Annotated in this window: 20 protein-coding genes; 3 read left to right on the forward strand and 17 right to left on the reverse strand. The window is 52.8% G+C overall.

All coding sequences use genetic code 11. From position 1 onward, the window contains the following. Nucleotides 1–95: 95 nt before the first annotated feature. Nucleotides 96–1,952 carry an SgrR family transcriptional regulator gene (locus DEP07_RS02560; RefSeq protein ID WP_281869440.1) on the forward strand — a complete coding sequence of 619 codons (1,857 nt, stop codon included), beginning with the start codon at nt 96–98 and terminating at the stop codon, nt 1,950–1,952. A 125-nt stretch (nt 1,953–2,077) separates the two neighbouring features. On the opposite strand, the gene nagA is transcribed toward DEP07_RS02560, so the two are convergent. The 16 genes from nagA to DEP07_RS02640 all read right to left on the reverse strand — a co-directional run bounded on the left by nagA (nt 2,078) and on the right by DEP07_RS02640 (nt 21,276). Further along, entirely contained in the window at nt 2,078–3,247 is a 1,170-nt protein-coding gene (gene nagA / locus DEP07_RS02565) for an N-acetylglucosamine-6-phosphate deacetylase (protein WP_274874200.1), read from the reverse strand. Between the two features lie 63 nt (nt 3,248–3,310). Then, complete coding sequence (locus DEP07_RS02570) at nt 3,311–4,387, reverse strand: NAD(P)H-dependent flavin oxidoreductase (protein ID WP_173599569.1); 1,077 nt, start codon at nt 4,385–4,387, stop codon at nt 3,311–3,313. 53 nt (nt 4,388–4,440) lie between these two features. Beyond that, nucleotides 4,441–5,604 carry an NUDIX domain-containing protein gene (locus tag DEP07_RS02575; RefSeq protein WP_229049734.1) on the reverse strand — a complete coding sequence of 388 codons (1,164 nt, stop codon included), beginning with the start codon at nt 5,602–5,604 and terminating at the stop codon, nt 4,441–4,443. A gap of 319 nt (nt 5,605–5,923) precedes the next feature. Further along, entirely contained in the window at nt 5,924–7,639 is a 1,716-nt protein-coding gene (locus DEP07_RS02580; protein WP_122965932.1) for an ABC transporter ATP-binding protein, read from the reverse strand. Between the two features lie 48 nt (nt 7,640–7,687). After that, the gene (locus DEP07_RS02585; protein ID WP_122965933.1) at nt 7,688–8,719 is read right to left on the reverse strand and encodes a FecCD family ABC transporter permease; all 1,032 of its coding nucleotides are present in this window, start codon (nt 8,717–8,719) and stop codon (nt 7,688–7,690) included. 3 nt (nt 8,720–8,722) lie between these two features. Continuing rightward, nucleotides 8,723–9,778: a FecCD family ABC transporter permease gene (locus tag DEP07_RS02590; RefSeq protein ID WP_122965934.1), complete on the reverse strand. Its 1,056-nt coding sequence runs from the start codon at nt 9,776–9,778 to the stop codon at nt 8,723–8,725. Nucleotides 9,779–9,957: 179 nt separating this feature from the next. Then, nucleotides 9,958–11,424, reverse strand: a complete 1,467-nt coding sequence (locus DEP07_RS02595) for an AraC family transcriptional regulator (protein WP_229049735.1) — start codon at nt 11,422–11,424, stop codon at nt 9,958–9,960. 312 nt (nt 11,425–11,736) lie between these two features. After that, nucleotides 11,737–12,714 (reverse strand): ABC transporter substrate-binding protein, encoded by a 978-nt coding sequence (locus DEP07_RS02600; RefSeq protein WP_229049736.1) that lies wholly within the window; start codon nt 12,712–12,714, stop codon nt 11,737–11,739. Between the two features lie 272 nt (nt 12,715–12,986). Next, the gene (locus DEP07_RS02605; protein WP_122965937.1) at nt 12,987–13,778 is read right to left on the reverse strand and encodes a DeoR/GlpR family DNA-binding transcription regulator; all 792 of its coding nucleotides are present in this window, start codon (nt 13,776–13,778) and stop codon (nt 12,987–12,989) included. Nucleotides 13,779–14,016: 238 nt separating this feature from the next. Beyond that, entirely contained in the window at nt 14,017–15,132 is a 1,116-nt protein-coding gene (gene phnW / locus DEP07_RS02610; protein WP_173599570.1) for a 2-aminoethylphosphonate--pyruvate transaminase, read from the reverse strand. A gap of 46 nt (nt 15,133–15,178) precedes the next feature. Continuing rightward, complete coding sequence (phnX, locus tag DEP07_RS02615) at nt 15,179–15,973, reverse strand: phosphonoacetaldehyde hydrolase (RefSeq protein ID WP_287102063.1); 795 nt, start codon at nt 15,971–15,973, stop codon at nt 15,179–15,181. Beyond that, the gene (locus DEP07_RS02620) at nt 15,974–17,683 is read right to left on the reverse strand and encodes a putative 2-aminoethylphosphonate ABC transporter permease subunit (RefSeq protein ID WP_287102065.1); all 1,710 of its coding nucleotides are present in this window, start codon (nt 17,681–17,683) and stop codon (nt 15,974–15,976) included. 5 nt (nt 17,684–17,688) lie between these two features. Further along, nucleotides 17,689–18,738 (reverse strand): ABC transporter ATP-binding protein, encoded by a 1,050-nt coding sequence (locus DEP07_RS02625; RefSeq protein WP_280649237.1) that lies wholly within the window; start codon nt 18,736–18,738, stop codon nt 17,689–17,691. A gap of 17 nt (nt 18,739–18,755) precedes the next feature. Then, the gene (locus DEP07_RS02630) at nt 18,756–19,844 is read right to left on the reverse strand and encodes a putative 2-aminoethylphosphonate ABC transporter substrate-binding protein (protein WP_122965942.1); all 1,089 of its coding nucleotides are present in this window, start codon (nt 19,842–19,844) and stop codon (nt 18,756–18,758) included. A 401-nt stretch (nt 19,845–20,245) separates the two neighbouring features. Continuing rightward, a complete protein-coding gene (locus tag DEP07_RS02635) occupies nt 20,246–20,569 on the reverse strand; it encodes an antibiotic biosynthesis monooxygenase family protein (protein ID WP_173598208.1) in 324 nt (107 codons plus the stop codon). A gap of 2 nt (nt 20,570–20,571) precedes the next feature. Next, a complete protein-coding gene (locus tag DEP07_RS02640; RefSeq protein ID WP_173598209.1) occupies nt 20,572–21,276 on the reverse strand; it encodes an aspartate/glutamate racemase family protein in 705 nt (234 codons plus the stop codon). Nucleotides 21,277–21,860: 584 nt separating this feature from the next. Here DEP07_RS02640 and DEP07_RS02645 point away from each other — a divergent pair. Next, a complete protein-coding gene (locus DEP07_RS02645) occupies nt 21,861–22,169 on the forward strand; it encodes a hypothetical protein (protein WP_063227887.1) in 309 nt (102 codons plus the stop codon). Nucleotides 22,170–22,205: 36 nt separating this feature from the next. Here the strand turns inward: DEP07_RS02645 and DEP07_RS02650 are convergent, their stop codons facing one another. After that, nucleotides 22,206–22,709 (reverse strand): hypothetical protein, encoded by a 504-nt coding sequence (locus DEP07_RS02650; protein WP_198159923.1) that lies wholly within the window; start codon nt 22,707–22,709, stop codon nt 22,206–22,208. An 892-nt stretch (nt 22,710–23,601) separates the two neighbouring features. Here DEP07_RS02650 and DEP07_RS02655 point away from each other — a divergent pair. Then, entirely contained in the window at nt 23,602–23,931 is a 330-nt protein-coding gene (locus tag DEP07_RS02655) for a sigma factor-like helix-turn-helix DNA-binding protein (protein ID WP_287102066.1), read from the forward strand. Nucleotides 23,932–23,944: the final 13 nt, after the last annotated feature.

Consider the following 23,944-nt stretch of genomic DNA (forward strand, 5'->3'; position numbering starts at 1 on the left):
CGTGTTATCTTCAGTATATTGATCTGAGAAAAGCGAAAAAGGGTAAGGTGTAAGCAAACTCTGTCACCTTTTCCCAAAAACAAAGGGGGGCCTTCATGGTTACCGTTCTCTACTTTTTGGAGCTGCGCCTGTTCTTTCAGCAGGAAGAAACGGCCAAACCGTTCCCCGTCACGATTGAAAAATTGAGCGGACTTTGGCACTGTACCCCCCGAAACGCGAAGCTGATCGTCCGCAAGCTGGCGGAAATGGGCTGGATCGACTGGCAGCCTGGGCTTGGTCGGGGCAATGCCTCCGTCCTGACGTTTCTGGCGGATGCCGATGCCATCTTGCTTGCGGAAGGAAAGCAGCGCATGGAGCAAGGCGATGTCACAGAAGCTATGGAGCTTTTGAATCGCTTCGGCAAGCCCGCTGTCAAAGAGCAGTTCATGGAGTGGCTTTCGGCAGAACTTGGCTATTGCACACCGAGCGAGTCGAACCATTATCAGGACACGCTGCGCTTCCCGGTCTACCGCAGCATTGTCACACTGGACCCCGCGCAGGTGTACTATCACTTCGATGCGCATTTGGTCCGCCAGCTTTTCAATACACTCGTTCACTTCGACACGGACAGCCGGACGATCCATCCAAGCATTGCCCACTCGTGGGAAATGAGCGCGGATCACAAGGAGTGGACGTTTTATTTGAAGAAAAATGTCGTGTTTCACCACGGTCGGGAGCTGACCGCGCACGATGTTGTCTTTTCGCTGGACCGGCTGCGCTCGCATCCGGAAAAGTATGAAGCAAGCTGGATGCTTGGCGATATCGCGCAGTTGGAAGCAGTTGATGCCAGAACGGTGCGGATTTTGTTGCAGGAGCCGAACTACTTGTTTCTGCGGATGCTTTCCACTACGCCCACCAGCATCGTCCCGGCAGAGATCGTTCTGGAGACGGCAGGCGAGTTTGGGAAAAATCCGATCGGGACTGGCCCGTTCCAGCTCGTCCGTCTGGATGAAGGCATTTGCATTTTGGAGGCTTTTTCGGGACATTTTCAGGGGAGGCCGCAGCTTGACCGCGTGGAAATCCTCCTGTTCCCCGATCTGGAAACAGGCATTCTCCATGAACCGGACTGGACGTCTGTCATGATGTCCCACGGTGTGGCCACAAAAGCCGAAGCATTAAGGGAAGCAATCATCCGCGACAGCCGCGATTGGTGCGATCTGGAGACGCTGTTTTCCTGCTGCAACCTGCTCGTCTTTAACCAATGGAAAACCGGGCCGCAAAACCATCCGCAATTCCGCCAGGCGCTCGACTTGCTCATCGATCGCGAGCAGATGATTGCCGAGCTTGGAGGAGATCGCGTCTTTCCGGCAAAAGGCTTCCGCCCCTTCTCTCCGCAGCTTGCGACTTGGTCAGCGGAACGAACGCCCCGCCCAAGCGCTGCGCAAATTGCCGCCCTGCTTGCGGAAAGCGGCTATCGGGGAGAGACGCTGCGCATGGTCATGACGTCCTATCACGAGCCGGACGCCTTGTGGATTCAAGCCCGCTGCAAAGACTACGGCATTCACCTGGAAATCGACGTTCGCGAGCCGTTTGAGTTTGCGAATCACGACTTGCTGCCGGAGCACGACTGCCAACTGTTCGGAAACGTTTTTAGCCATGATGAAATCAGTGAACTGGAAATGTACTTGCAAAAGAACTACTTCCTGCCCAGCTTTGACGCACCGTTAGCCGAAGCGGTTCATCGAGAGACCGCTGCCCTTTTCCGGGAAGCAGATGAATCCGTCCGGCAACAAAAGCTCGCGCACATAGAAACGCTGATCCAAGAAAACCATGCCGTTTTGTACCTTGTGCAAAAGAAATCGCAAGCTTCTTTTCACAAGTCGGTTCGCGGCGTCACGATCAATCCGTCCGGCTGGCTGGACTTTCAAAAAGTCTGGTTTCACCCGCATGCTTCGCAGCCCGTGCAGCAGTAGGGGGTACAAAAAAACAGCCCCGGCGCATTGTTTCATCCACGCGCCGCCCTGCCCGTGCAGCAGTATACGACAAAAAAAAGCAGCCCCAGCGCATCTGGGCTGCTTTTTTACGCCTATGGATTGGATTACTGAGCGCGTTCGTATACGCGTTTTCCGGCAACGAAGGTCATCGCCACTTCAAAATCGTCATCCAACACGATCATGTCGGCATCGTATCCGGCTGCCAGCCGACCTTTTCGCTCCCCGTATCCGAGGATAGCGGCTGGCGTATGCGATGCCATCTCTACCGCTTCCGCCAGTGGTACACCGCTCAGCGTCACCATGTTTGCTACGGCTTTGTTCAAGGTCAAAATGCTGCCAGCCAATGTCCCGTCCGCCAACTGCGCCTGATTGTCGCGGACGCGAACCTCTTGCCCGCCCAAGTCGTAAGTGCCTTCGCCGAGCGCAGCAGCGCGCATCGAGTCGCTGACCAGCGCGAGCCGCTCCGGCGTTTTCACCCGATACAAAATTCGCATGACCGCAGGATGGACGTGGATGCCATCGGCAATCAACTCGGTGCTCAAATGCTCGTGGTACATCGCAGCACCGACCACTCCCGGCTCTCTGTGATGCAATCCGGTCATGGCGTTAAAGCAATGCGTGAAGTGGCGCACGCCCGCATCCACAGCTTCAGCCGCCTGGACAAACGTCGCCCCTGTATGGCCTGCCGAGACGATCACGCCGCGCTCCTTGAGCCAGGCAATCGCTTCGAGCGCTTCCGGCTGCTCGGGAGCAATCGTCACGACCTTGATCAGCCCTTGGGCCAGCTCGTACATTCGCTTCACCGCATCCAGCTTGGGCAAAGAAATGTTTTCTTCCTTTTGCGCCCCTTTGTAACGCGGATTGATCCACGGCCCTTCCAGGTGAATCCCGATCGCCTCTGCCCCCGGCAAGCCAGCCTGGCTTGCGCGCGCAATGTTTTCCAGCACAGGCTCAAGCTCGGCGTAAGGAGCCGTCATCGTCGTCGCCAAAAAAGAAGTGACGCCATATCGGGCAAGCGCGCCGGAAATGGCCTGCAAAGATTCCGGCGTCCCGTCCATCGTGTCGTGGCCGTCGATCCCGTGCATGTGCATGTCTACCAGGCCTGGGCAAATCCGCCCGGTTTCCACCGTCAGCAGCTGTGCAGGGCATTCGCCCGCATAAGCTTCGGCTTCCCCTGCGTACACGATCTTCGCTGCCGCCACTACGACAAGCCCGTCCCTGATTTCCTGTCCGTCTGCAATGATTGTTCCTCGAAGAGCGTATTCCTGTTCCATCTCCATTCCTCCGTCAACGCACTGCCGTAGTCTGTCCGTAATGATGCCGCACCTGTTTCCTTGCTATTCCTGCACAAGTCCTGCGCATGCACGCTTCGTTTCCTCTACGAGCTGCAAGACCAGTTCGCCTGCGCCAAGCTCCCTGCCAAGCGGTGCCGCCTGTCCCGCCCACATCGACATATACGCGGATTTCTGCTGCTTGCCCGCAGCGGCGCGAATGTCTTTGGTGAGGGCATTTTGCACCGGGTAGGCGGGCAATTCCTGATCCAGTGGCGCCAGCTTTCGCATGAACTCGTTCTCGATGCCTCTCGCCCATTTGCCGGAAAAAGCCCGTGTCATGACGATGCCCTCTTCGCTCGACTCCCGGATGGCTTGCTTGTGCAAAGCATGCGCGCCGCTTTCCGCACACGTTAAAAATGCCGTTCCGAGCTGGGCCGCCTGCGCTCCCAGTGCGAGCGCGGCTGCAATGCCTCGCCCGTCCATCATCCCGCCCGCTGCGATCACCGGAATTTTGACGCGATCCACGATCTGTGGCACCAATGCCATCGTTCCGATCAGATTGCTCGGGGAATCCGGCAAAAACGAACCGCGATGCCCGCCTGCTTCACTGCCCTGCGCTGCGATCATGTCCACGCCGCCCGCTTCCAGCACGACTGCCTCGCGAACCGTCGTCGCAGTCCCGATCACCGTCACGCCTTTTTGCTTGAGCGCTTGCAGTGAACGCGCGTCGAGCATGCCAAACGTAAAGCTGAAAACCGCAGGCACTTCCTCCAGTACGACTTGCAGCTGTTCCGCAAACGACTCCTGAAAGCGCGTGACTTGCGGGCTTTCGGGAATGTCCAGCTCAAGGCGCACCTCATTGAGCGCGGAAGCAACCGTGTCTGCGATCGGCTGGGTCGCGTCAAAGTCTTCCGGGATGAACAAATTGACGCCAAAAGGTTTGTCGGTCAAATCGCGGATCGCATGTATCGCTTCACGGATTTGCTGTGGAGTCATATAGGCAGCTCCCAGCGTTCCCAATCCCCCTGCTTCCGAGACGGCCGCGACCAGCGCAGGAGTTGTCGCACCGCCCGCCATCGGTGCCTGGATAATCGGCCATTTGATTTTCAGGCGTGACGTAATCGGATTCGCTTTCCACATGCTTCTTCCACTCCCTTTTGTCTATTTCGTTCCATTCACGCACGAGGGCAGGGTCATGGCTCGTGGCGAATCAATTCAAGAAAATGGGCCAAAACTCGCGCAGTAAGCCCCCAGATGACTCGTCCGTCCAGCTCGTAAAACAGATGCTCGACTGTGCCTGTGCGCCACGGATACTTTTTGCCGCCCGGAATCAGGTGATAAGGGAAGTCATCCTCCGGCTCGTTCACAAGCGCTGAAGTGTATGTCGCAGGCTCAGCGGCAGCCAGTCGTTCCAGCGAGATGATAAACACTTCTCCCACTTCATCGGGATTCGGCTTCATCTTCGCTATGTCCTCCACGTAGCCGACAAACGGGTAAATCGCAGAATGGCCCGGACCGATCAACCGATCCAGCTCGCCGACGTAGTGAATGCTTGTGAGCGGCACTCCCAGCTCCTCGCTCGTTTCCCTGCGGGCTGTCGCCCAGCGCGATTCGTCGCCCTCTTCCGCCCGTCCACCGGGGAAACAAATTTCATTGGCCTGCCTGCGCATCGTGCTTGCCCGCTTTTCGAACAAAACCCCCAGCTTGCCGTCCTCCATCTTGACCAAAGGAAGCAAAATGCCAAACACACCCGTTTGCTTCGCTCCCATAAACCCCGGCTCGCGCTCGTTCAGCACTTGCAAAATACGGTGAACGCCCGGCTCTTGCTTAATTGGGTCGGCTGCTACGCGTGTGTCCACATCCGCCCCTCGCTCGATCGGTTCAGCTTCGCGTGTGCCCACATCCGCCCCTCGCTCAATTGACTCAGCTTCGCGTGTGTCCACATCCGTCCCTCGCTCAATTGGCTCAGCTTCGCGTGTGTCCACATATTCCGCCACTTCGATTAAATTCCGGTCGGGGTCGCGCACGTAAACCGAACGGATCAGTCCCGCTGCACCTGTCCTGTGCACTGGCCCTTCCTCGATGTCCACCCCGCAGCTTGCAAACCTGGCGATGACTGCCGCAAGCGGCACAGAAGCGATCAAGCACAAATCAGCAGAGCCTGGCAACGGCTGTCCCGCTTTCGGCTCAAACTCGTGTCCCGCCACATGCAGGTTGATTTTTTGTGCGCCAAAATGCAAAGCTTTTCTGCCATTGCCGAAGGTGACAACCTGCATGCCAAGCGCGCGCTCGTAAAACTGGCAAGTCGCTTCCAGGTCGCGGACGGTCAACACCAGATGGTCCAATCGGTCGATCATGCTTACCATTCCTTCCTGTCCCGCTACATGCTCTTGCTATGTATTATAGCAAACAGGGAGCTTCTATCGTTTGATTCGACTGCAAAACACCCTCCAGCCTGTTCCTCACCAACTGGAGGATACGCTTTTCTTTTCACGAACATGTCTACCCGTACATTATACAATGATTTCCTTGTTTACAGCTGCTTTTTGCCCCGCTTGTACAAGGCGCATAACTTAGCATATAGCACAGCAAAACGAGCGTCCCCCGCCCTCATGCGGAAGAACGCTCGCTTTTTTGTGGAAGAAACGCCACGGACAATCACAGCCGTTTCATCGTCTATGAACTGAACTGCGCTTGATGCAGTCTGCTGTATACGCCTTGCGTTTGTAAAAGCTCGTCGTGATGTCCTTGCTCGGCGATGCCTTGTTCGGCGACGACAATGATTCGGTCTGCGTTCTTGATCGTCGCCAGGCGGTGGGCGATCACGAGCGTCGTGCGTCCGTGGGACAGCTCTGCAAGCGCCTGCTGAATCGCCGCTTCCGTCTCGGTGTCGAGAGCAGAAGTCGCTTCATCCAAAATGAGGATCGGCGGGTTTTTCAGGAACATCCGGGCGATCGACAACCGCTGCTTTTGACCGCCGGAAAGCTTGACGCCCCGCTCCCCGATCAGCGTATCCAGTCCTTCTGGCAAGGCGCGGATCACGTCTTCCAGTTGTGCCCGTCTGGCTGCGTCCCACAACTCTTCATCGGTCGCGCCAAGCTTCCCGTAGGCAATGTTTTCCCGGATCGATCCGTCAAACAGGAAGACGTCCTGCTGCACGATTCCGATATGCGAACGAAGCGATTCCAGCGTCATGGAACGAATGTCGATGCCGTCAATCATGATCGAGCCGCTGTCCACATCGTAAAAACGGGGAAGCAAGCTGCACAGTGTCGTTTTTCCCGCGCCGGAAGGTCCCACGAGCGCGACCGTCTCGCCAGCGCGAATGGACAGCGACAATCCCTGGAGCACTTTTTCCTTGTTTTCATAGCCAAACGTTACGTTCTCGAAGCGGATGTCGCCGCGAAGATTGCTGACAGGCTTCGCGTCTGGCGCATCGTCGACGTCAGGCTCTGTCTCCAGCAACTCCAGGTAACGCTTGAATCCGGCAACACCTTTTGGAAACGTCTCGATGACGTTGTTGATCTGCTGAATCGGGTTCAAAAAGACGTTCGACAGCATCACGAAAGCGATAAACTCCCCGTACGTCATCTTTCCTTGGATGACGTAATACGTTCCGCACACGAGGACAAACAGCGATACCAGCTTCATCAAAATAAAGCTCAACGACGAGTTCCACGCCATGATGCGGTACGTGAGCAGCTTGGTCAGGCGGAAGCGCCCGTTGTTCTCTGCAAAGCGTGCGATTTCATGCTTTTCGTTAGCAAACGCCTGTACGACGCGAATGCCGCTGATGTTGTTTTCCACGCGCGCATTGTAGTCTGCGACATCGGCAAACATCCGGTCAAAAGCGCGGGACATTTTGCGGCTGAAATACATCGACAAATAAATCATTAAAGGCACGATGATAAAAGTCAGCACCGCCAATTGCCAGTTGATGCTGAGCATGATACCGAAGGCGCCCAGCAATGTCATGACCGCGATGAACAAATCTTCCGGGCCATGGTGAGCGATCTCCCCGATATCCATCAGGTCGTTCGTCATGCGAGATACGAGATGTCCGGTCTTGTTGTTGTCGAAAAAGCGGAACGAGAGCTTTTGCACCCGATCAAACAGCTTTTTGCGCATGTCCGATTCAATATTGATGCCGAGCTTGTGTCCGTAATAGGTAACGACGTAGTGCAAGGCCGCACTGACCACGTAAATGCCCAAAAGCCCAAGGCACGCGTACAGGATCAGCAGCCAGTTTCCGCTCGGAAGCAAATCGTCCACAACCCGGTTGACAGCAAGCGGAAACGCCAGTTCAAGCAGCGCGGCCAAAATCGCGCAAGAAAAATCTGCTATAAACAGCCCCATATACGGCTTGTAGTACGCAAAAAAGCGACGCAGCATACCGAATCCTCCTCCTCTTCACCGCACGATGAAAGCCTTTCTTTTTCTCTACGACTTCGAACGGGCAAGCAAGTACAAGAAGTACGGGGCTCCGATGACAGCAACCACAATGCCTGTTGGAATTTCAGACGGCTGCAAAATCCAGCGTCCGATCGTATCAGCAACAATAACCAGGAGCGCGCCTGCCAAGGCCGATGTCGGCAGCAGCATTTCGTGTTTCGGTCCGACAAGTCTGCGCGCCAAATGCGGGCCAATCAGACCGACGAAGCCGATCCCGCCGCTGACAGCCACGCAAGATGCCGCCAGTCCGACCGATGCGGCCAACAGCTTCAACTGTTCTCTTGCGACCGGAGCACCAAGACCGATGGACAGCTCTTCTCCCAAATTCAGGACGTTCATCACACGCGCTTTGTAAAAGACAAACGGCAGCAGGACGACAATCCACGGGAGCAGCGACAGAACGAATTTCCAGTTGGTTCCCCAAATGCTTCCGGCAAGCCAGGTTGCGACAAACTGGTACTTGTCAGGACTCAGCTTGAGCGTCAGCACGATCATCGCAGCGCTCATCCCCGCTGCGACCGCGATCCCGGTCAGCAGAATGCGAATTGGCGACAAGCCTTTATGTCTCTTGTAAGACAGCACAAAAATCAGGGCTGCGGTCAAGCTTGCTCCGACCAGCGCCAGGACAGGCAGCAGGAAAACAGGAGCGGCAGCTGTCGACGGATAAAAGGAAATGAACAGCATAACCATCAGACCCGCACCTGCGTTGATCCCCAAAATACCGGGGTCAGCCAGCGCATTGCGGGAAATCCCTTGAATGATGCAGCCGGAAACCGCCAAACCTGCGCCGATCAAAAGCGAAATGACGATGCGCGGCAAGCGGAAGTCGAACAAAATCAAGCTTTGCTTCTCGGTGCCAGACCCGAACAAGGTCATGAGCAAATCCATTGGCGACAAGCGAATATATCCTGTGTTCATGCTGATGATGAACGCAATCAAAATGAGCACAGACAAAATCATCATGACGAGGATGCCCCTGCTGCGTTTGCGGGCATCGATTTGCGCAGTAGCTGGTTGCATGATTTACATCTCCCTTCTTTCTTTACGAGCCAAGTAAAGGAAGAACGGAACGCCAATCAGCGCAATCAGGGCGCCCAAAGGTGTTTCGTAAGGCGGATTCACCATTCTGGCTGCCAAATCGGCAAAAACGACGAGCAAGCTGCCCATAATGGCAGAGCAAGGAATAATCCACCGATAGTCGACCCCGACCAAATAACGCGTCAAGTGCGGGATAATCAGTCCGACGAAGCCAACCGCACCGACGACAGCGACAGCCGAACCTGCCAAAATCAGGACGATGACCGTACCCGCCAGTTTGACGAGCGCTGTTCGCTGGCCCAAGCCTTTGGCAATGTCCTCGCCGAGACTGAGCATCGTGATGGAACGCGACAACACAATCGCCCCGAGGATCGCAGCGGCAATCCACGGGAACATCACTTTGAGCTGGAACCATTTTGTCCCGGCTACCCCGCCTGCGTACCAGAAAGCCAAATCCTGTCCAATTTTGAAGTAAAGCGCAATCCCTTCGCTAAGAGCAGACAACAGGGCGCTAAGCGCTGCCCCTGCAAGCACGAGCCGCACCGGAGTAAGCCCGCCTTTTGCCATCGAGCCAATTCCGTAAACAAGTCCTGCGCCTACACCTGCGCCCAAAAACCCGTACAAGATCAAGTACATGAAAGGCAGCCCCGGGAAAAAGGCAAAGCAGAGAGCAATGACAAAGCCTGCTCCCGCATTCAGCCCGAGCAAACCGGAATCGGCAAGCGGGTTGCGAGTCATCCCTTGCATGATCGCCCCTGCCACAGCAAAGCTGGCCCCGACCATCGCTCCACCGAGCAAGCGGGGAAGGCGTATTTCCTGGATGATCTGATGCTGCGTAATATCTGGATTAAAATGAAAAATAGCGTCCCAAACGACAGAAAACTGAATATCTGCTGCCCCGAATGAGACAGACAGAAACATTCCGAGAATCAAGGCAAAAACTCCGCCCGTGAGGATCAGCGTTGCTGCCCATGGCCGCGAGCGAAACTGTTCCTGTTTTGATGTACTCCCCTGCTTCAGGGTGTGTGTCTGTTGACCCATGCTAGCCACCTTTTCCATTCATTATGTACATGCACGAAATGTTGCTTTCCCCTTCCCTTTCGCTAAATTCATGAAATTGATTCTTATTATCATAGTAGGATTTTAGGCGATTGACAAAAAGAGTGTCAATGGACAAAAGAGTGGTCTTTTTTGTATGTTTGCAACAATCGTGGTCCATGCTAGGCCAGCACGTGCAAAATGTGCTCGATTTTTTTCTGGTTGGCGATGATTCCGTGATTCATCCACGTCATGAAATCGACTTCGTACGCCCGCTTGTCACGCACAGCCCGCAGCGATTGCCAGACGGGATGGTGCACCTGGAGCTTTTCCGCATCGGTTCCTTCTCCATGCCATTTGTCAAAAGCGTAAAAAATATGGTCGGCGTCAAGCGCAGAGAGCCATTCCCACGACACCCCGGCTCTTGCCTCCTGCACAGAGAGCGACCTGACCAGCGGATGTGGCTGCATGCCCAAATCGTCGAACATGACAGGGGCCGAGTACGACTTTTCCACGCTGATCATGTCTGCCGATACGCGCAAAAAGGCGACGGTCTGCCCTTTCATGCTGCTTGACAGCTTACTGCGGGCAGCGGCGGCTTTTTTTTCATAATGCTCGATCGCCTTGTCGGCTGTGTCTCGCCGATTCAGCCAATCGCCCAAAATCCGCATCGTCGATCGCCAGTCTGACCCGAGCTCGCGCACCATGCATGTCCGCGCGATCTTGGCACATTGCTCGTAGTGAGCCGACTCCCAGCCTGTGCAGGAACGCAGCATGATCACGTCCGGGTTGCTGTTGGACAAAGCGTGCACTTCATCCTTCAGCACGTCAAACGTCGGGACGTCTTGCAAGCCGAGATAGTCCTGCTTGCCCCAGTACGAATGCGCCCATTGCACAATCGGCGTAATGCCCAGCGAGCACAAGTAGTCTTCCATAAACAAAGAGACGACGCGCAGATCGTCGCGGTGGACATTCCGGTACTTGCCGGGAGCCAGCCCGACCATTTGCTTGAAGCGGCGATTGAAGTAATACTCGCTGTTGAACCCGACATTTTGCGCGATCTCATGCACCCGATCCGCTGTCAGAAGCAACAGCTGTTTGGCCCGGTTGATCCGCAAGCCGTTGATATAATCGAGCGGAATTTGTCCGGTCAGCTCCTTGAACAGCTGCGTATAGCGCCAGCGCGGAACCGCTGCCTCATGAGCAAGCTGCTCGACCGTCAGCGCCTCCTGGTAATGCTGCTTCACATATTCAATCGAGCGCTCCACGGCGCGAAGCGGGTCCTGCATCGGCCCTCCGGTTGCATTTTGCTGGAAAAGGTCAGACAGAACCGTCTCGAAGCGTACGTGACTGCTGTAACGCACCAGCCGATCCGTCTCCTCCCGCACGGCGTATATTTCCTCAATGCCCTCGACTAATTTGGAAAAAGGAGTGCAGACCATCTCTCCTGTGCGAAACCAAAGCTCCTCTTCTCCCTGCGGCTGCAATGGCACCATCCGAAAGGTCAAGCGATAGTATTCCAAATCCCGCTCGGCTGTGCAGATGCGCACATGCTGACCAGGCTCCGTGATCCAGCAGCTCTCTCCCCCCAGCCGATAGCTGGTTTGATCGATTTGCAGGACACCTGAACCGTCTGTCGTGACGAACATAGCATAATCATTCTGTTCATGGCTGTCTTGGCAAGCATGCGATGCAAGAACCCCTCGCTCTATCCCCGTCAGCACGTATATGGACGACGGATACAACTGATTCTCTGTCCCGTTTGTATACATATCCTCACCTATTATATGAGAATGATTATCATTGTATATTATACGGGGATAAGCCGGGTTTGCCAAGCAAAAGAGCGGGTCCGAACCTTTTCAAATGTGCGCTTCCCGTGAAAAAAGAAGGTGCCCCGCGCAGCTTCACCTGCCTTTCGGGACACCCTGTCTTTGTTCTGCTCGCCTGTACAGCTCGGTTTATTTGACGAATGTCTTCACCAGATCGTCGGCTTTCATCATATTGGCCAGCATGGCGCCAGACTGCCAATGCGTCCGGTTCATCTGATAGACGTGGCCTTTTTTCACGGCAGGGACGGATTGCCACAGCGGGTCTTGAAGAATTTTCAGCGCCTCTTTGTTTTCCGCAGAATCCCAGCCGCCGTTCGACGGGAAGATGATGATGTGATCGGCATTGATTGTCGGAATCGCCTCTTCGCTCAAGACGACGTGCGTGTCCTGATTTTTCGCCGCTTCATACGGGGTAAGTCCAAGCTCCTTGTAAATGATGCCAGTGTACGCATTGCCTTCTCCGAACAGGGCAAGTGTCGGCTTGTCTCCCACGTTCAGACGGATGACGGCTACGCTTTCCTTGCCGATTGCTTTTTCCAGCTTCGCGCGGGCATCGGACATTTTTGCCTCGTACTTTTTCACAGCCTCATCGGCTTTTTCCGGGATGCCCAATACGTCCGCGATGTTTTTCAGCCGACCAATGGTGTCATTGCGCAGTTCGTCCGGGATTTTATACGTAGGCGCGACTTTGCTGTATTGCTCGTATTTTTGCGCATCCGCGCCCCCGTCTACAATAATCAGATCAGGGTTTGCCGCGATCAAAGCTTCCATGCTGCCTGTAATGTCAAACTGCGGGACGTCCAGGTTGAGGTAATCTTGCTTGCCCCACGCCGGATGGTACCATTGCACGATCGGCGTCACACCGAGCGCGAGCAAGTAGTCTTCCTGGTAGATGGCTGCGACTCTTTGCGGATGGGCCGGGATGGTTACTTCCCCGTACGCATCGCGGACAACTCTTGTTTCTGCCGCTGCTGCCTTGTCGTCAGCGGCTGGTTTTTGCTCAGCTGGCTGCTGCTGTGTCGTGCCTGTCGCCTGCGGCTCCGCTGCTTTCTCGCCGCACGCTGCCAGTCCTGCCATCGCGATCAGCAAGATAGCCAACCATGTCATGACGATCTTCCGACTATTTCTCCCCATTTTTTCGACCCTCTCTCTTCTGCTGATGAGCTTATGATGATTATCATTCTCACAACTTTTTTCATCATGATCATATGTGGTTCCATGCCGACAAACAATGCACGTTCTCCAGTTTTTTTTGTCCAAACTCACGATCCGCACGATCAAAATGTTTTTGCCGCTTCTGTTTGGACAAGTCAGGCGCTGCACGCCAAAAAGCCGGATTTCTCGCGCAAAGAAATCCGGCCTGTCTCGCTTGTCGTTATTTACAGTTCTTTGGCTACCAGCCAGGTAACGCCTTTGGCTTGCAAATCGTCGCTCCATTCCTCGGGAGCCGCCGTATCGCTGATGACCATGTCGATTTCCTTGAGGTCGGCAACCTTGCACAACGTGCTGATCCCGATTTTGGAATGATCGGCGAGGACGATGTTCTCGTTCGCATTTTCAATGTAATGCTTCGCCAGCTCTGCACGCTCCGGGTCATAACAGGTCAAGCCCTTGTGCAGCAAAAGACCGTCCATGGACAGAAACGCTTTATCCACGTAGAAGGACTTCATCATTTTTTCAGCAAACGGACCGCCCACACGGTAATGCTTCGCGTTCACTCGGCCGCCCAGGAAGTAGACCTCTGCGTTGAGCAAGCCGTTGTTTTGGTACTCGATGAGCAGATTGAGCGCCGTGATCGAGCTGGTCAAGACGGTCAAATCCTTTTTGTTGAGCAAAAAGCTGATCATCTGGAGAGGCGTCGTGCCTTCATCGATCACGATCGTATCGCTGTCCTGCACCAGTTCGGCCGCTACCCGCCCGATTCTCCGCTTTTCTTCTGCCTTCATGACTTCGCGGCTGAGGTGGGATGGTTCTGTGCGATCTACGTTCAGCTTGATTGCTCCTCCATAGACGCGCTTCAGCTTTTTCTCCGCTTCCAGCTCTTCCAGATAGCGGCGAATCGATTCTGAAGATACTTGCAGCTTTTCTACCAGCTCGTTTGTCCTTACCTTGCCATTCGAATTGACCAACTGCAATATGATCTGCTTACGCTCTTCCCCGAACAACGACACCGGTCTTGTCCCCCTATTTACGTACTTGAAGCCAGATGGGCGGCTGACCATCGCTGCCGTCCCATTCCTGACGTGAATCTTGCCGTTTGCACCTGCTGTCAGCTTGAGAAGGAAACAACAACCATTTTATTCCGTTTTTTCCCCTCTCTTGAATTGTAGTGGTATTTGCCGCGACAATCAAGGATTGTCCTGTTGGATTATTGTTGATTTCGTTGGTTTTCGGGTCAAAAAAAATCGTCTACAGCCAAAATCGGTTTGCTTCCACTGCTGTCAGCAACCGCTCCATATCCGCCGGGTACACTTCGCCGATATTGCCGATGCGAAACGTATTTGCTTGCGATATCTTTCCCGGATAGATGACGAAGCCCGCCTGCTTCAATCGCTCGTACAGCTCTGCAAAAGAGAACGACTCCACCTCCGGATAGTAAAAGGAAGTGATGAACGGAGACTGGGATTCTTTTGGCAACAGAACGCGCAGCCCGAGACGCTCCATGCCCTCTGAGAGAATCGCCTGATTTTGCTTGTAGCGCTCGTATCTTTTCGCTACTCCGCCTTCTTGCTCCAGCTCAAGCAACGCCTGGTAAAAGGCCCGGACTACGTGCGTAGGGGAAGTATAGCGCCACTTGCCGTTTTGCTCCTCCATCGTTTTCCACTGGTCGTACAGATCGAGGGACAGCGTGCGGGCCACGCCAGCGCATTTGTGCAGCTCGGACGTCTTCGCGATGACGAAGCCGAAGCCCGGTACGCCTTGAATGCACTTGTTGGCGCTGGAAATCAAAAAGTCGATCGACAGCTCTGCCACGTCGAGCGGAATGCCGCCAAAGCTGCTCATGGCGTCGACGATGTACACCTTGCCGTATTTTTTAACCGCCGCTCCAATCTCGGCAATCGGATTGAGCATGCCTGTCGTCGTCTCCGAGTGAACGACAGCCACATGCGTAATCGCGCCATCTGCTGCCAGCGTCTGTTCGACTGCGCGAGCCTCCACCTGGGCCAGCTCGCCAAAATCGATCACCGTTGTATGAATGCCATGCACTTGCGCCATCTGGACGATCCGGTCGCCGTACGCTCCGTTTGTCAGCACCAGCAGCTTGCCCGCTTTTGGAATCACGCTGCTGATGACCGCCTCGACACAAAAGCTGCCGCTGCCTTGCATAAGTACACTTGTATAATCATCCGTCTGCGTGGTTGCCAATCCGACCAGCTTTTGACGCGTAGACTGCACAAGCTCGTTGTAGTCGCGATCCCATGTGCACCAGTCGCGCATCATCGCTTCCCGCACGGTTCGCGAGGTAGACAATGGCCCTGGCGTCAAAAGCAAATACGGGTTGTCGGTTGTCGTTGTTTGCGTCATGCTTCTCATCCTTTCTGTCTTTCGTGCCTGCTGGAACCTTTTGCCGTTACGGACGCTCTCCCGCCTTCAGGCGCAGCTCGATTTTCGCTAACACGTCATCCAGCCGTCCGATTTCTTCGATTACATAGTGCGCTCCTGCTGCCTGCAATCTGGCGGCAGCGCTTGCAAGCCGCTCTTCCAGCTCGTCCGCTGGCATGTTCGCTACTTCCTGCTGCAACAAGCCAAGCTCGCTTCCGCCCTTGAGGACGCCTACGGTCCACATGCCCGCATTTCTGCCTTCCTGCATATCGCTCGTCGTGTCGCCTACTTTGACCATTTCGCCAAACGGATACACATCGAGCTGGATCGCATTTTGATAGCACATCCACGGATACGGTCTGCCTGCGGGCACTTCGCTTGGCGTCACGAGGCAATCCGGCTCGTAGCCTTGCTCTTTCGCCGCTGCGGCGACGACGTTCATCATTTCCCGCGTATAGCCTGTAGTCGAGCCGATCTTGATTCCCCGCTCGCGCAGCCGCGCCACCAGCGCAAGCGCTCCCGGCACAGGAGTCGCGTAATCGTGCAGCGTCGCCATCAGCATCGGCTCGAAATCAGCGTACAAGTCGTCTACATCTGCCTCGTTCGGATAGCGGCCGAATTTTTCTTTCCACAATTCAGCGACCCTCTCCATCCGGCACAGCGCCGCAATATGATCGCGCTTCAGCATCCCCATCGGCTCGCGTGCCTCTGCTGCCGTCAGTTCAATCCCTCTTTTCTCAAACACTTGCAAAAACACTGCCAACGGCGCAAAGCACCCGTAATCCACCATCGTGCCTGCCCAATCGAAAATGACTGCTTTCATTTATGCCACCTGTCCTTTCTCCTGCTCTGTTCTTGCCGTGCGCTTGCGCAGTCTCGCGCTGATCCACTCCGCGCCTGCACGGGCGATGATGTTGAGGACGACAATCAATACCGACATGGCTGCCGCCGGGGCAATATCGCCCGCGTCATCCATATTGACGATGGAGACGGACGCCAGCTTGAAATCCGCTGCGTACAAAAACACGACCGCCGAGATCGTCACCATCGCGTTGATGAAAAAGTACACGAGCATTTCGATGATCGCAGGCATGCAAACCGGAACGGTCACCCGCCAAAACAGCTTCATTTGCCCGATGCCCATCGACTCGGCTGCCTGCTCGAACTCGGGATCGAGCTTTTTCAGCGCGGTTGTTGCCGTGATGAAGCCTACCGCGAAAAAGTGAATGACGTTGGCCAAAATCAAAATCCAGAGCGAGCCGTACAGACCGTGCAGCGGGTTGGCCGGATTGTTGAAAAAGAAAATGTAGGCCAGGCCAATCACAAGTCCGGGAAGCGCCAAAGGAAGAATCGACAGGAAATACCCTGCCTGGCGCAGCCCCTTCCACACCTGCGACTTTTCAATCGCATACGCGGCGACAAACGTCACGCATGTACCGATCACCGCCGTCAATACAGCGACGACAATGCTGTTCCACAACGGTTCGATGCCTTCGCCTGCGACATTGGAAAAATCGTAGTGAACCATACTGAAGTCGAGATTGTACGGCCACACCTGAATGAAGGAAGCCAACACCACTGTCGCCATCAGCAAGAGCAAAAATCCGCTGACGCCCAGGCAAACAACCGTATAAAACAGGTCGCGCCAGCCATTTGCCTTGATCCGGTACTCTTTGGACTTGGCTGTGACGGCTGCATGCTGCTTGCGCTCCACGATTCTGTCCACGATAAACGCCACGAGCGCCGGGATGATCAGCAGCAGTCCCACGGTAGCTCCCATCGTCATGTTTTGCTGCCCGATGACTTGCTTGTAAATATCGGTGGCCAGCACGGAAAACTGTCCGCCCACTACTTTTGGCGCCCCGAAGTCGGTAAACGAAAGCGTGAAGCAGACGAAGCAGGCGCTGACGATCCCGTATTTGACGCCGGGAAGCGTGACCGTCATCAATTTGCGCACATGTCCGGCGCCGAGCGTATCCGCCGCTTCGTATAGCTGGTAGTCGGCAAAGGCGAGCGAGACAGCCAAAATCAGGTACGCCTGCGGAAACACGTAGACGATTTCCGCCAAAACGATCCCGACTGGCCCGTACAGATCCACGTCCCACCGAAACGGCAGCAAGCCGAAAATCCCCGTCGTCACCAGCCCCTGATTGCCGAACAAATACGTCAAGGCAATCCCGTGCATCATCGTCGGTGCGAACAGCGGAAGCAGCGCGACCGCCCGGTAGAAGCCTTTTCCCCGGATGCCGCTGCGCGTCAGGGCATAGGCGAACAAAAAGGCGAGTGAAACGGCGATTGCCGTAGTCATGGAGGAAATATACAGCGTGTTGTGAAGCGACTGCGACAGCGCTGGAGTGGAAAAGTAGGTGATGAAGTTATCCAAGCCGACGAACAGGCCATTTTTGTCGTAAAACGCTTTGGAAAACAATTGGATGAGCGGCAGCAGCACGCTGGCAGACAGCCCGGCCACGACGAGCACCATCAGCCACTTTTGCCCCGCCTTGCCTTTTGGCGCGGTAACAACTCCGTTCATTGCGCTCACCCCCGTCCTGCGCTGGCGTCTGCCTGCTCAAAACAAAGCAGATTTTCCAGCGGGAACTCCAGCCACACTTTTTGCCCGCGCACAAGCCCCAGCTTGCGGGCCTGGGTCGCCAACAGATCGAGCGTCAGCACGTCAGTCGCGCTCTGACCGCTCTCTTCCCAGGCGAGAAACATCCGGTAAAAGGAACCGCGAAACTCCATCTCGGAAATGACTGCCGGGATGCCGCACTCCGATTCGTCCGGCAAAAGCCGCACATGCTCGGGACGGATGGCGAACAATCGCTGGTTGTCTGCTTGCTTGTGCTCAAAGTGATCGGGAGCAAAAAAGTTGATCGCTCCGATAAAATCGGCGACGAACGGGTTGGCAGGCTTGTTGTACACTTCTTCCGGCGTACCCACCTGCACGACCTCGCCGTGATTCATCACGACGATCTTGTCTGCCATGGTCAGCGCTTCCTCCTGATCGTGCGTGACCATGACCGTAGTCATTCCGTATTGTTCATGCAAACGGCGAATCTCCCGACGCAGCTTTTGCCTTACTTTTGCGTCCAGCGCGGACAACGGCTCGTCCAACAGCAGCACATCAGGCGACAGCGCAATAGCCCGCGCCAAGGCAATCCGCTGTTGTTGGCCGCCCGAGAGCTGTCCGGGATATTTGGCGGCGGCATGAGACAAATCCACCATGTCCAGCGCCTCTTCTACTTTGGCGGCAATCGCTTTTTTGCCCAGCTTTTTCTCCTCTAGCCCAAAGGCGATATTTTGCGCCGCAGTCAAATTGGGAAACAACGCATAAGACTGGAACATCATCGCGATGTTGCGTTTGGCCGGAGGCAGAGAGGTAATCTCCCTGCCGTCCACGATCATCCGGCCTGTTGTCGGTTGCTCCAATCCTGCCAGCATTCTCAGTAATGTCGTTTTGCCGCAGCCGCTGGGGCCGAGCAGACAGACAAATTCATTTTTGTCGATATCGATGGAGATGTGCTCCAGAGCGGCAAACAAACCGAAACGTTTACTGACCCCTTGAATGGATAGATAGGATGGTGTCATGCTGTTCTCCTCGCTGCTTACTTGGGTTCGCTTTTGGTCGCGTAGCGTTTTTCCCACTCAGCCAAAACTTTGTCGCGGTTTTCCGCCGCTTTTTTCAGGTCGAGCTTGACCAGCTGCGAGATCGGGTCTACGGAATAGCCTTCTGGCAGTGGCGCGCCGTCCTGCTTCACGCTGACGATGGCATAGTTCTGGTTGTAGGCTTTCATCGCTTCATCCGTGATTGCCCAGTCGAGGAACAGTTTGGCCTCTGGTTTGATTTGCGCTTTTTTGATCAAGCCGTTCGCTTCCACGTCCCAGCCGGAGCCTTCTGTCGGGAAAACGACTTCCACGGGAGCGCCTTTTTTCTTCTCGGTAATGGAACGGTAGCCGAAGGAAATGCCGATCGGATACTCACCCGACGCCGCCATTTTCGCTGGCTTCGAGCCGGAATGCGTGTAAATCGCCATGTTCTCGTGCAGCTTGTCGAGGTAAGCCCAGCCTTCCTGCTCGCCTTTGAGCTGCATGATCCCGTTGACGGTCAACAGTCCTGTGCCGGACGAAGCCGGGTTCGGCATGACGATCAAGCCTTTGTACTCCGGTTTGATCAAATCTTCATAAGTGCGGGGGATCGGCAAGTTGCGCTTTTCCAGCTCTTTGGTGTTGACGGCAATCGCCGTTTCCCAGGCGTCAATCCCTACCCAGCTGGCAGGCTCTTTCGTATCTTTGAACTCAGGGGAGACACGCTCGATTCCTTTTGGCGAATAGCCTTCCAGCATTCCTTGCTGTTCCAGTACCAAAAGGCTTGTCGCCGCTGTACCCCAGACGACGTCTGCTTGCGGATTGTCTTTTTCCGCCAACAGCTTTGCCGTGATGATTCCGGTCGAATCACGCACGATGTTGACCTTCACATCCGGGTACTTCGCTTTGAACGATTCCAAGTACGTTTTGATCTGGTCGTCCTCCAGCGCGGTATAAACGGTAATCGCTCCCGAAGCAGCTTGCTGTTGGCCCGCCTGACTTGCCCCCGCTCCTTGTGTGTTTGCTTGGGACTGTGGAGCTTGTCCGCATCCAGCCAAAAAGGCGATCGACAAAAAGGACGCAAGTAAAGGATAATGCCACTTTCTCATTGAGAATCTCTCCCCTGTGTGGAATATTCATTTCCTGACCTCACGTCCCATCTTACGGGCCTAATATTAAGTGGATGTGAATCCAGCGTAAAGGAATTGTTTTTAAGTGGTTTTTGTTTGTTTTAGTTGTGTAATTCTTTTCCTGCTCTCGCCTGGTTGACGAATGTCTCGCGCAAGTGGCAGGCGAGCTGGATTTTCAACACGTCTTCCGGTCGCTCAAAAGAGAGGTCCCCCTAAAAACGCTGGCTGCAAAATAAATAGCCCCGCTCCTCCATGCCACCAGGCAAAGAGAAACGGAGCCTTCTTTTTTCTGTGAAAAATGTCTCGATGTTTTTCATGACATGGGCTGTGGCCGCTTGCGCTTGCGGTCAATCAAACGGTCATGACCGTTTTGTTTGCACTTACAAGCTGTAGTCGCGCTCTACCTTGCAAATGCGCGTGATGTAATGGCCGTACCACATCTGTCTTCCTTTTTCCTGCGCCACCCGGTGTTCCTCGTTCCGCTTCCATTCGCGAATCGCTTCCAGCGAGGCCCAGTAGGAAACAGTAATCCCGAAGCCGGATTCGTCGCGGACGCTCTCTACCCCCAGGTACCCGGGTTGCTCCGCAGCCAGCTCCACCATCCGGTCCGCCATCTCCCCGTACCCTTGATCTCCCTCTGTTCGCTGGGAGGAAAAGATGACGGCGTAGTAAGGCGGTTTCGGGGTCTGTGCAAAAGGATTCATGCTTACTCGCCCGCTTTCAGCAAAGCCGCTTCTACCGCTGCCTGCGCATGAATGAGCGATGTATCAAAAACGGGAACCTCGCAATCGTTGGCCGAAATCAGCAAGCCGACCTCTGTACAGCCGAGAATGACACCTTCTGCTCCTTCGCTGATGAGACGGTTGATGATTTTCATATACTCGCTCTTTGATTCCTCACGAATGATTCCCCGGCACAGCTCTTGGTAAATGACGTCATGCACGATTTTTCGTTCCTGCTCATCAGGTATGAGCACTTCAATGCCGTGAAGCTCGCGCAGACGATCCGTGTAAAAAGATTCTTCCATCGTAAAGCGGGTAGCAAGCAGGGCGACCCGCTTGATTCCTTGCGCGGTTATCGCTTTTCCCGCCGCATCGGCAATGTGCAAAAAGGGCAGCTTCGTCGCGTCCTCGATATAAGACGCCAGCTTGTGCATCGTATTGGTGCACAGAACGATCAGATCGGCACCTGCCGCCTCCAAACTCCGCGCTGCTTCTGCCATCTGCTCTCCCGCCTCGTCCCAGCGACCATCGCTCTGCATGTCTGCGATTTCGGCAAAATCAACGGAATACATGATGCTTTTGGCGGAATGCAGCCCACCCAGTCGTTCTTTTACAGCTTCGTTGATCAGTCGATAGTACACGTGAGAAGACTCCCAGCTCATGCCGCCGATTAATCCGATCTTTTTCATGTTTTTCGCTCCTTTGTCTGCCATCGGTTTTGATCGTTTTTGCAGAAAAATTCATTCCAAGTATACGCCCTTTATGCGTTTCTTTTTTAGTTGTGCCTGCAAGATGTCCAGACCTTTTGCACTTAGGACGTGGTCATCGAAATCATGTCCTAATTTTACTATAATTCGATAAATTGTGGCAGTGAAGTTAAAGAATCATTACCAATTTTCGAGTCATCTTTTGTTAATATGCTCTACACATAAATGCCAGGCGCCTTAAAGATCAACAAAAGAAGAAAGTCAAAAGAGGAAAAAAGCCAAAAAAGTACAGTACAAAAGTCTTAAAAAGTTTAAAGCAGATACAACCTCAAAATAAGTCCCGATAATTTATTCTATGTAATTAAACATCTGAATCGATTTTGGACACTAAACAAATTTCAATTTTATCCAATTTACACAAGCAAGAAAATCAGTTGGTGATGGAAAAATTTTTTGAAAAAGGGGGTATTATCCTCCTCTTTATTTTTCCTAGTTAGTGAAAGCGACAAGATAAGACCGGTCAGAAAGTCGTTTATCACTATTTAAACAAAAAGGAGAATTTTAACATGGGAACAGGACCATGCGTACAGTATGGAAATCACAAGATGTATACAAAAGGCTTTGCACATCTTAAAGATGAAAAGACGGAAGAATTGGTTGCACACAGTTGGCAATATTACAAATGTAAATGTGGTGATTACTTTACTTGTGTAGGACGTCCAGAAATTGGTGGACGAATCGGGGAATACATTCCAAGTGAGTATATCAACGGCATTGGTGTAGATGATACTTTTGCTGTCTTTTATATCAATCCAAAACGTATCCGAACAACAAATGCCTCAACTCTGGAAGGATACAGATTCTATAAATCCTAAAATGAAAACTAGGGAGGGGGAAACCCCTCCCTAGTTTTATAATCCTAAGTCTCCCGCATTAAGCGACTCCCAGTGTCGACTTATTTTCAATGAATCGTTTTCCTTTGTTATAGTCACTTGTGCTGCAAACGAATGGTCTTTTGTTTGAGTTGTATCTTCCTTTGCAGATATCGAAATTGTTAATTTGTAATCTACGTTAATTGCTTTTTTATCATCTGTTTCTACGATCTTATCAATTGTAATATCTTTGACTTTTACTATCTGATTAAGCTTAGCTTCTTCAACTGTAACCCATCCCTCTCTATTAGCAGTGAAGGTTTTGTAATTATCTTCTGTTAAATATGGTTTGGCTCTATCGTTGATTACCGGGTATAATTCTTGCTTGTCTTGAATAGATAGATCTTTGTCATTCAATTCATATTTTGCTTTATTATATGCGGATATGATTTCTAAAACTTGATCTTTCGTTGGCACAGGATTTGAACTACATCCCATAAGCAGTAAAATCGTCATTAAACTAACCATGAATAAGTTTCTCAAGTAAAAGCACCTCGCATTTCCTTTTTTTTCTTTATATACAAATATATTACGTTTTCAAGCGTGAAAAAGTTGCAAATAAAGGAGAAATAATTGTGTATAACACGCTGAATGTTGTGATTTTCGTCCTGATGGCAACTGCAGGTACCATATCGGGAAATTTAATAATTATTAGAAAGTGGTCCGACCCATTAAAGTTAAAATCGTTCTCCCTTATTTTCGCATTATCGTTTGATTCCTTTTTTCTTCAACAACTTGTGAGTGTAGAGCGGGAAAAGTCTATCGTCAAGGAGCATTCTTGAACGTAGACTTTTCCCGCTCTACCTGACCACTAAGTTGAAGAAAGGCTTTGTGTGCTTTGGTGTTCGAAAGCGCAGACAGAGTTCTTCGAAGGCATGGCTAATAAACCTTGGACCGTAACAAAGGCGATCCCCATGGGCGTATTGCTGCCATTTCCACAAAGCGCATTGAAGAATCAGAGTAGCATATTCTCCTTCGCGCGTCAGACTAATATGGTTAGTCCACGATTACTCGATCACAGGCGTCAATGAGATTCACGAGGAGAAAGAAGTGTCCGTTATACTTTTTTTACAAACTCACAAAGAATTGCGATCACAAATCTTTTTCCCCAAGCAATCTCTTCCGTTTGCCATTCTCCGTTTCCAACTCACACAACTCTCCGGGCTTGTGACAGCCTTTGCTTCGGAAGAGGTGTTCTGCCATATTATCTTCAAATGGTAACAGCCTAAAATTATTACTTTATATAAAGCAATAAAATCTACAAACAATTTTATGGTTATTTTGTAAAAAACTGATCCAAGAAGGTATATATTTGGTAAAATAGAAACATACGTTCCTATTCAAAAATCAATAAAATTTGAAAGGTTGGGATTTAATGGAAAATCTGTCGTTAAAGGAAACTTTTTCAAAACAATTGCAACGCATTGCATGGCGGTTGCAGTACCAAGCAAAAAAGGTTTATCGTCGTGAAAGTGCCCTGGAAGATGTATGGTCAAAGGACGAAATGAACACCGTCGACTCCAATTTATTTGTGGAAGAATTGCTTCAATCACTTCCCGAGCGTGGACGGTACATCATTCAAAAAGTGGTGATCGAAGGAATTCCGGAAAAAGAAGTTGCGAAACATCTGCAGATTTCACAGAAACGAGTAAACGTGTGTAAAACAAAGTATCTACAAGCACTCCGTCAAAAAATATCTGCCTAAAGTGAATCTTGTC

Source organism: Brevibacillus sp. (assembly GCF_003521185.1).
In the GTDB taxonomy this organism is placed as follows: domain Bacteria; phylum Bacillota; class Bacilli; order Brevibacillales; family Brevibacillaceae; genus Brevibacillus; species Brevibacillus parabrevis.

Coding starts and splice junctions, on each gene's coding strand:
- DEP07_RS02560 (WP_281869440.1), top strand. CDS start 96: ATGGTTACCGTTCTCTACTTTTTGGAGCTGCGCCTGTTCTTTCAGCAG.
- nagA (WP_274874200.1), bottom strand. CDS start 3,247: ATGGAACAGGAATACGCTCTTCGAGGAACAATCATTGCAGACGGACAG.
- DEP07_RS02570 (WP_173599569.1), bottom strand. CDS start 4,387: ATGTGGAAAGCGAATCCGATTACGTCACGCCTGAAAATCAAATGGCCG.
- DEP07_RS02575 (WP_229049734.1), bottom strand. CDS start 5,604: ATGATCGACCGATTGGACCATCTGGTGTTGACCGTCCGCGACCTGGAA.
- DEP07_RS02580 (WP_122965932.1), bottom strand. CDS start 7,639: ATGCTGCGTCGCTTTTTTGCGTACTACAAGCCGTATATGGGGCTGTTT.
- DEP07_RS02585 (WP_122965933.1), bottom strand. CDS start 8,719: ATGCAACCAGCTACTGCGCAAATCGATGCCCGCAAACGCAGCAGGGGC.
- DEP07_RS02590 (WP_122965934.1), bottom strand. CDS start 9,778: ATGGGTCAACAGACACACACCCTGAAGCAGGGGAGTACATCAAAACAG.
- DEP07_RS02595 (WP_229049735.1), bottom strand. CDS start 11,424: ATGTTCGTCACGACAGACGGTTCAGGTGTCCTGCAAATCGATCAAACC.
- DEP07_RS02600 (WP_229049736.1), bottom strand. CDS start 12,714: ATGACATGGTTGGCTATCTTGCTGATCGCGATGGCAGGACTGGCAGCG.
- phnW (WP_173599570.1), bottom strand. CDS start 15,132: ATGACGCAAACAACGACAACCGACAACCCGTATTTGCTTTTGACGCCA.
- phnX (WP_287102063.1), bottom strand. CDS start 15,973: ATGAAAGCAGTCATTTTCGATTGGGCAGGCACGATGGTGGATTACGGG.
- DEP07_RS02620 (WP_287102065.1), bottom strand. CDS start 17,683: ATGAACGGAGTTGTTACCGCGCCAAAAGGCAAGGCGGGGCAAAAGTGG.
- DEP07_RS02625 (WP_280649237.1), bottom strand. CDS start 18,738: ATGACACCATCCTATCTATCCATTCAAGGGGTCAGTAAACGTTTCGGT.
- DEP07_RS02630 (WP_122965942.1), bottom strand. CDS start 19,844: ATGAGAAAGTGGCATTATCCTTTACTTGCGTCCTTTTTGTCGATCGCC.
- DEP07_RS02635 (WP_173598208.1), bottom strand. CDS start 20,569: ATGAATCCTTTTGCACAGACCCCGAAACCGCCTTACTACGCCGTCATC.
- DEP07_RS02640 (WP_173598209.1), bottom strand. CDS start 21,276: ATGAAAAAGATCGGATTAATCGGCGGCATGAGCTGGGAGTCTTCTCAC.
- DEP07_RS02645 (WP_063227887.1), top strand. CDS start 21,861: ATGGGAACAGGACCATGCGTACAGTATGGAAATCACAAGATGTATACA.
- DEP07_RS02655 (WP_287102066.1), top strand. CDS start 23,602: ATGGAAAATCTGTCGTTAAAGGAAACTTTTTCAAAACAATTGCAACGC.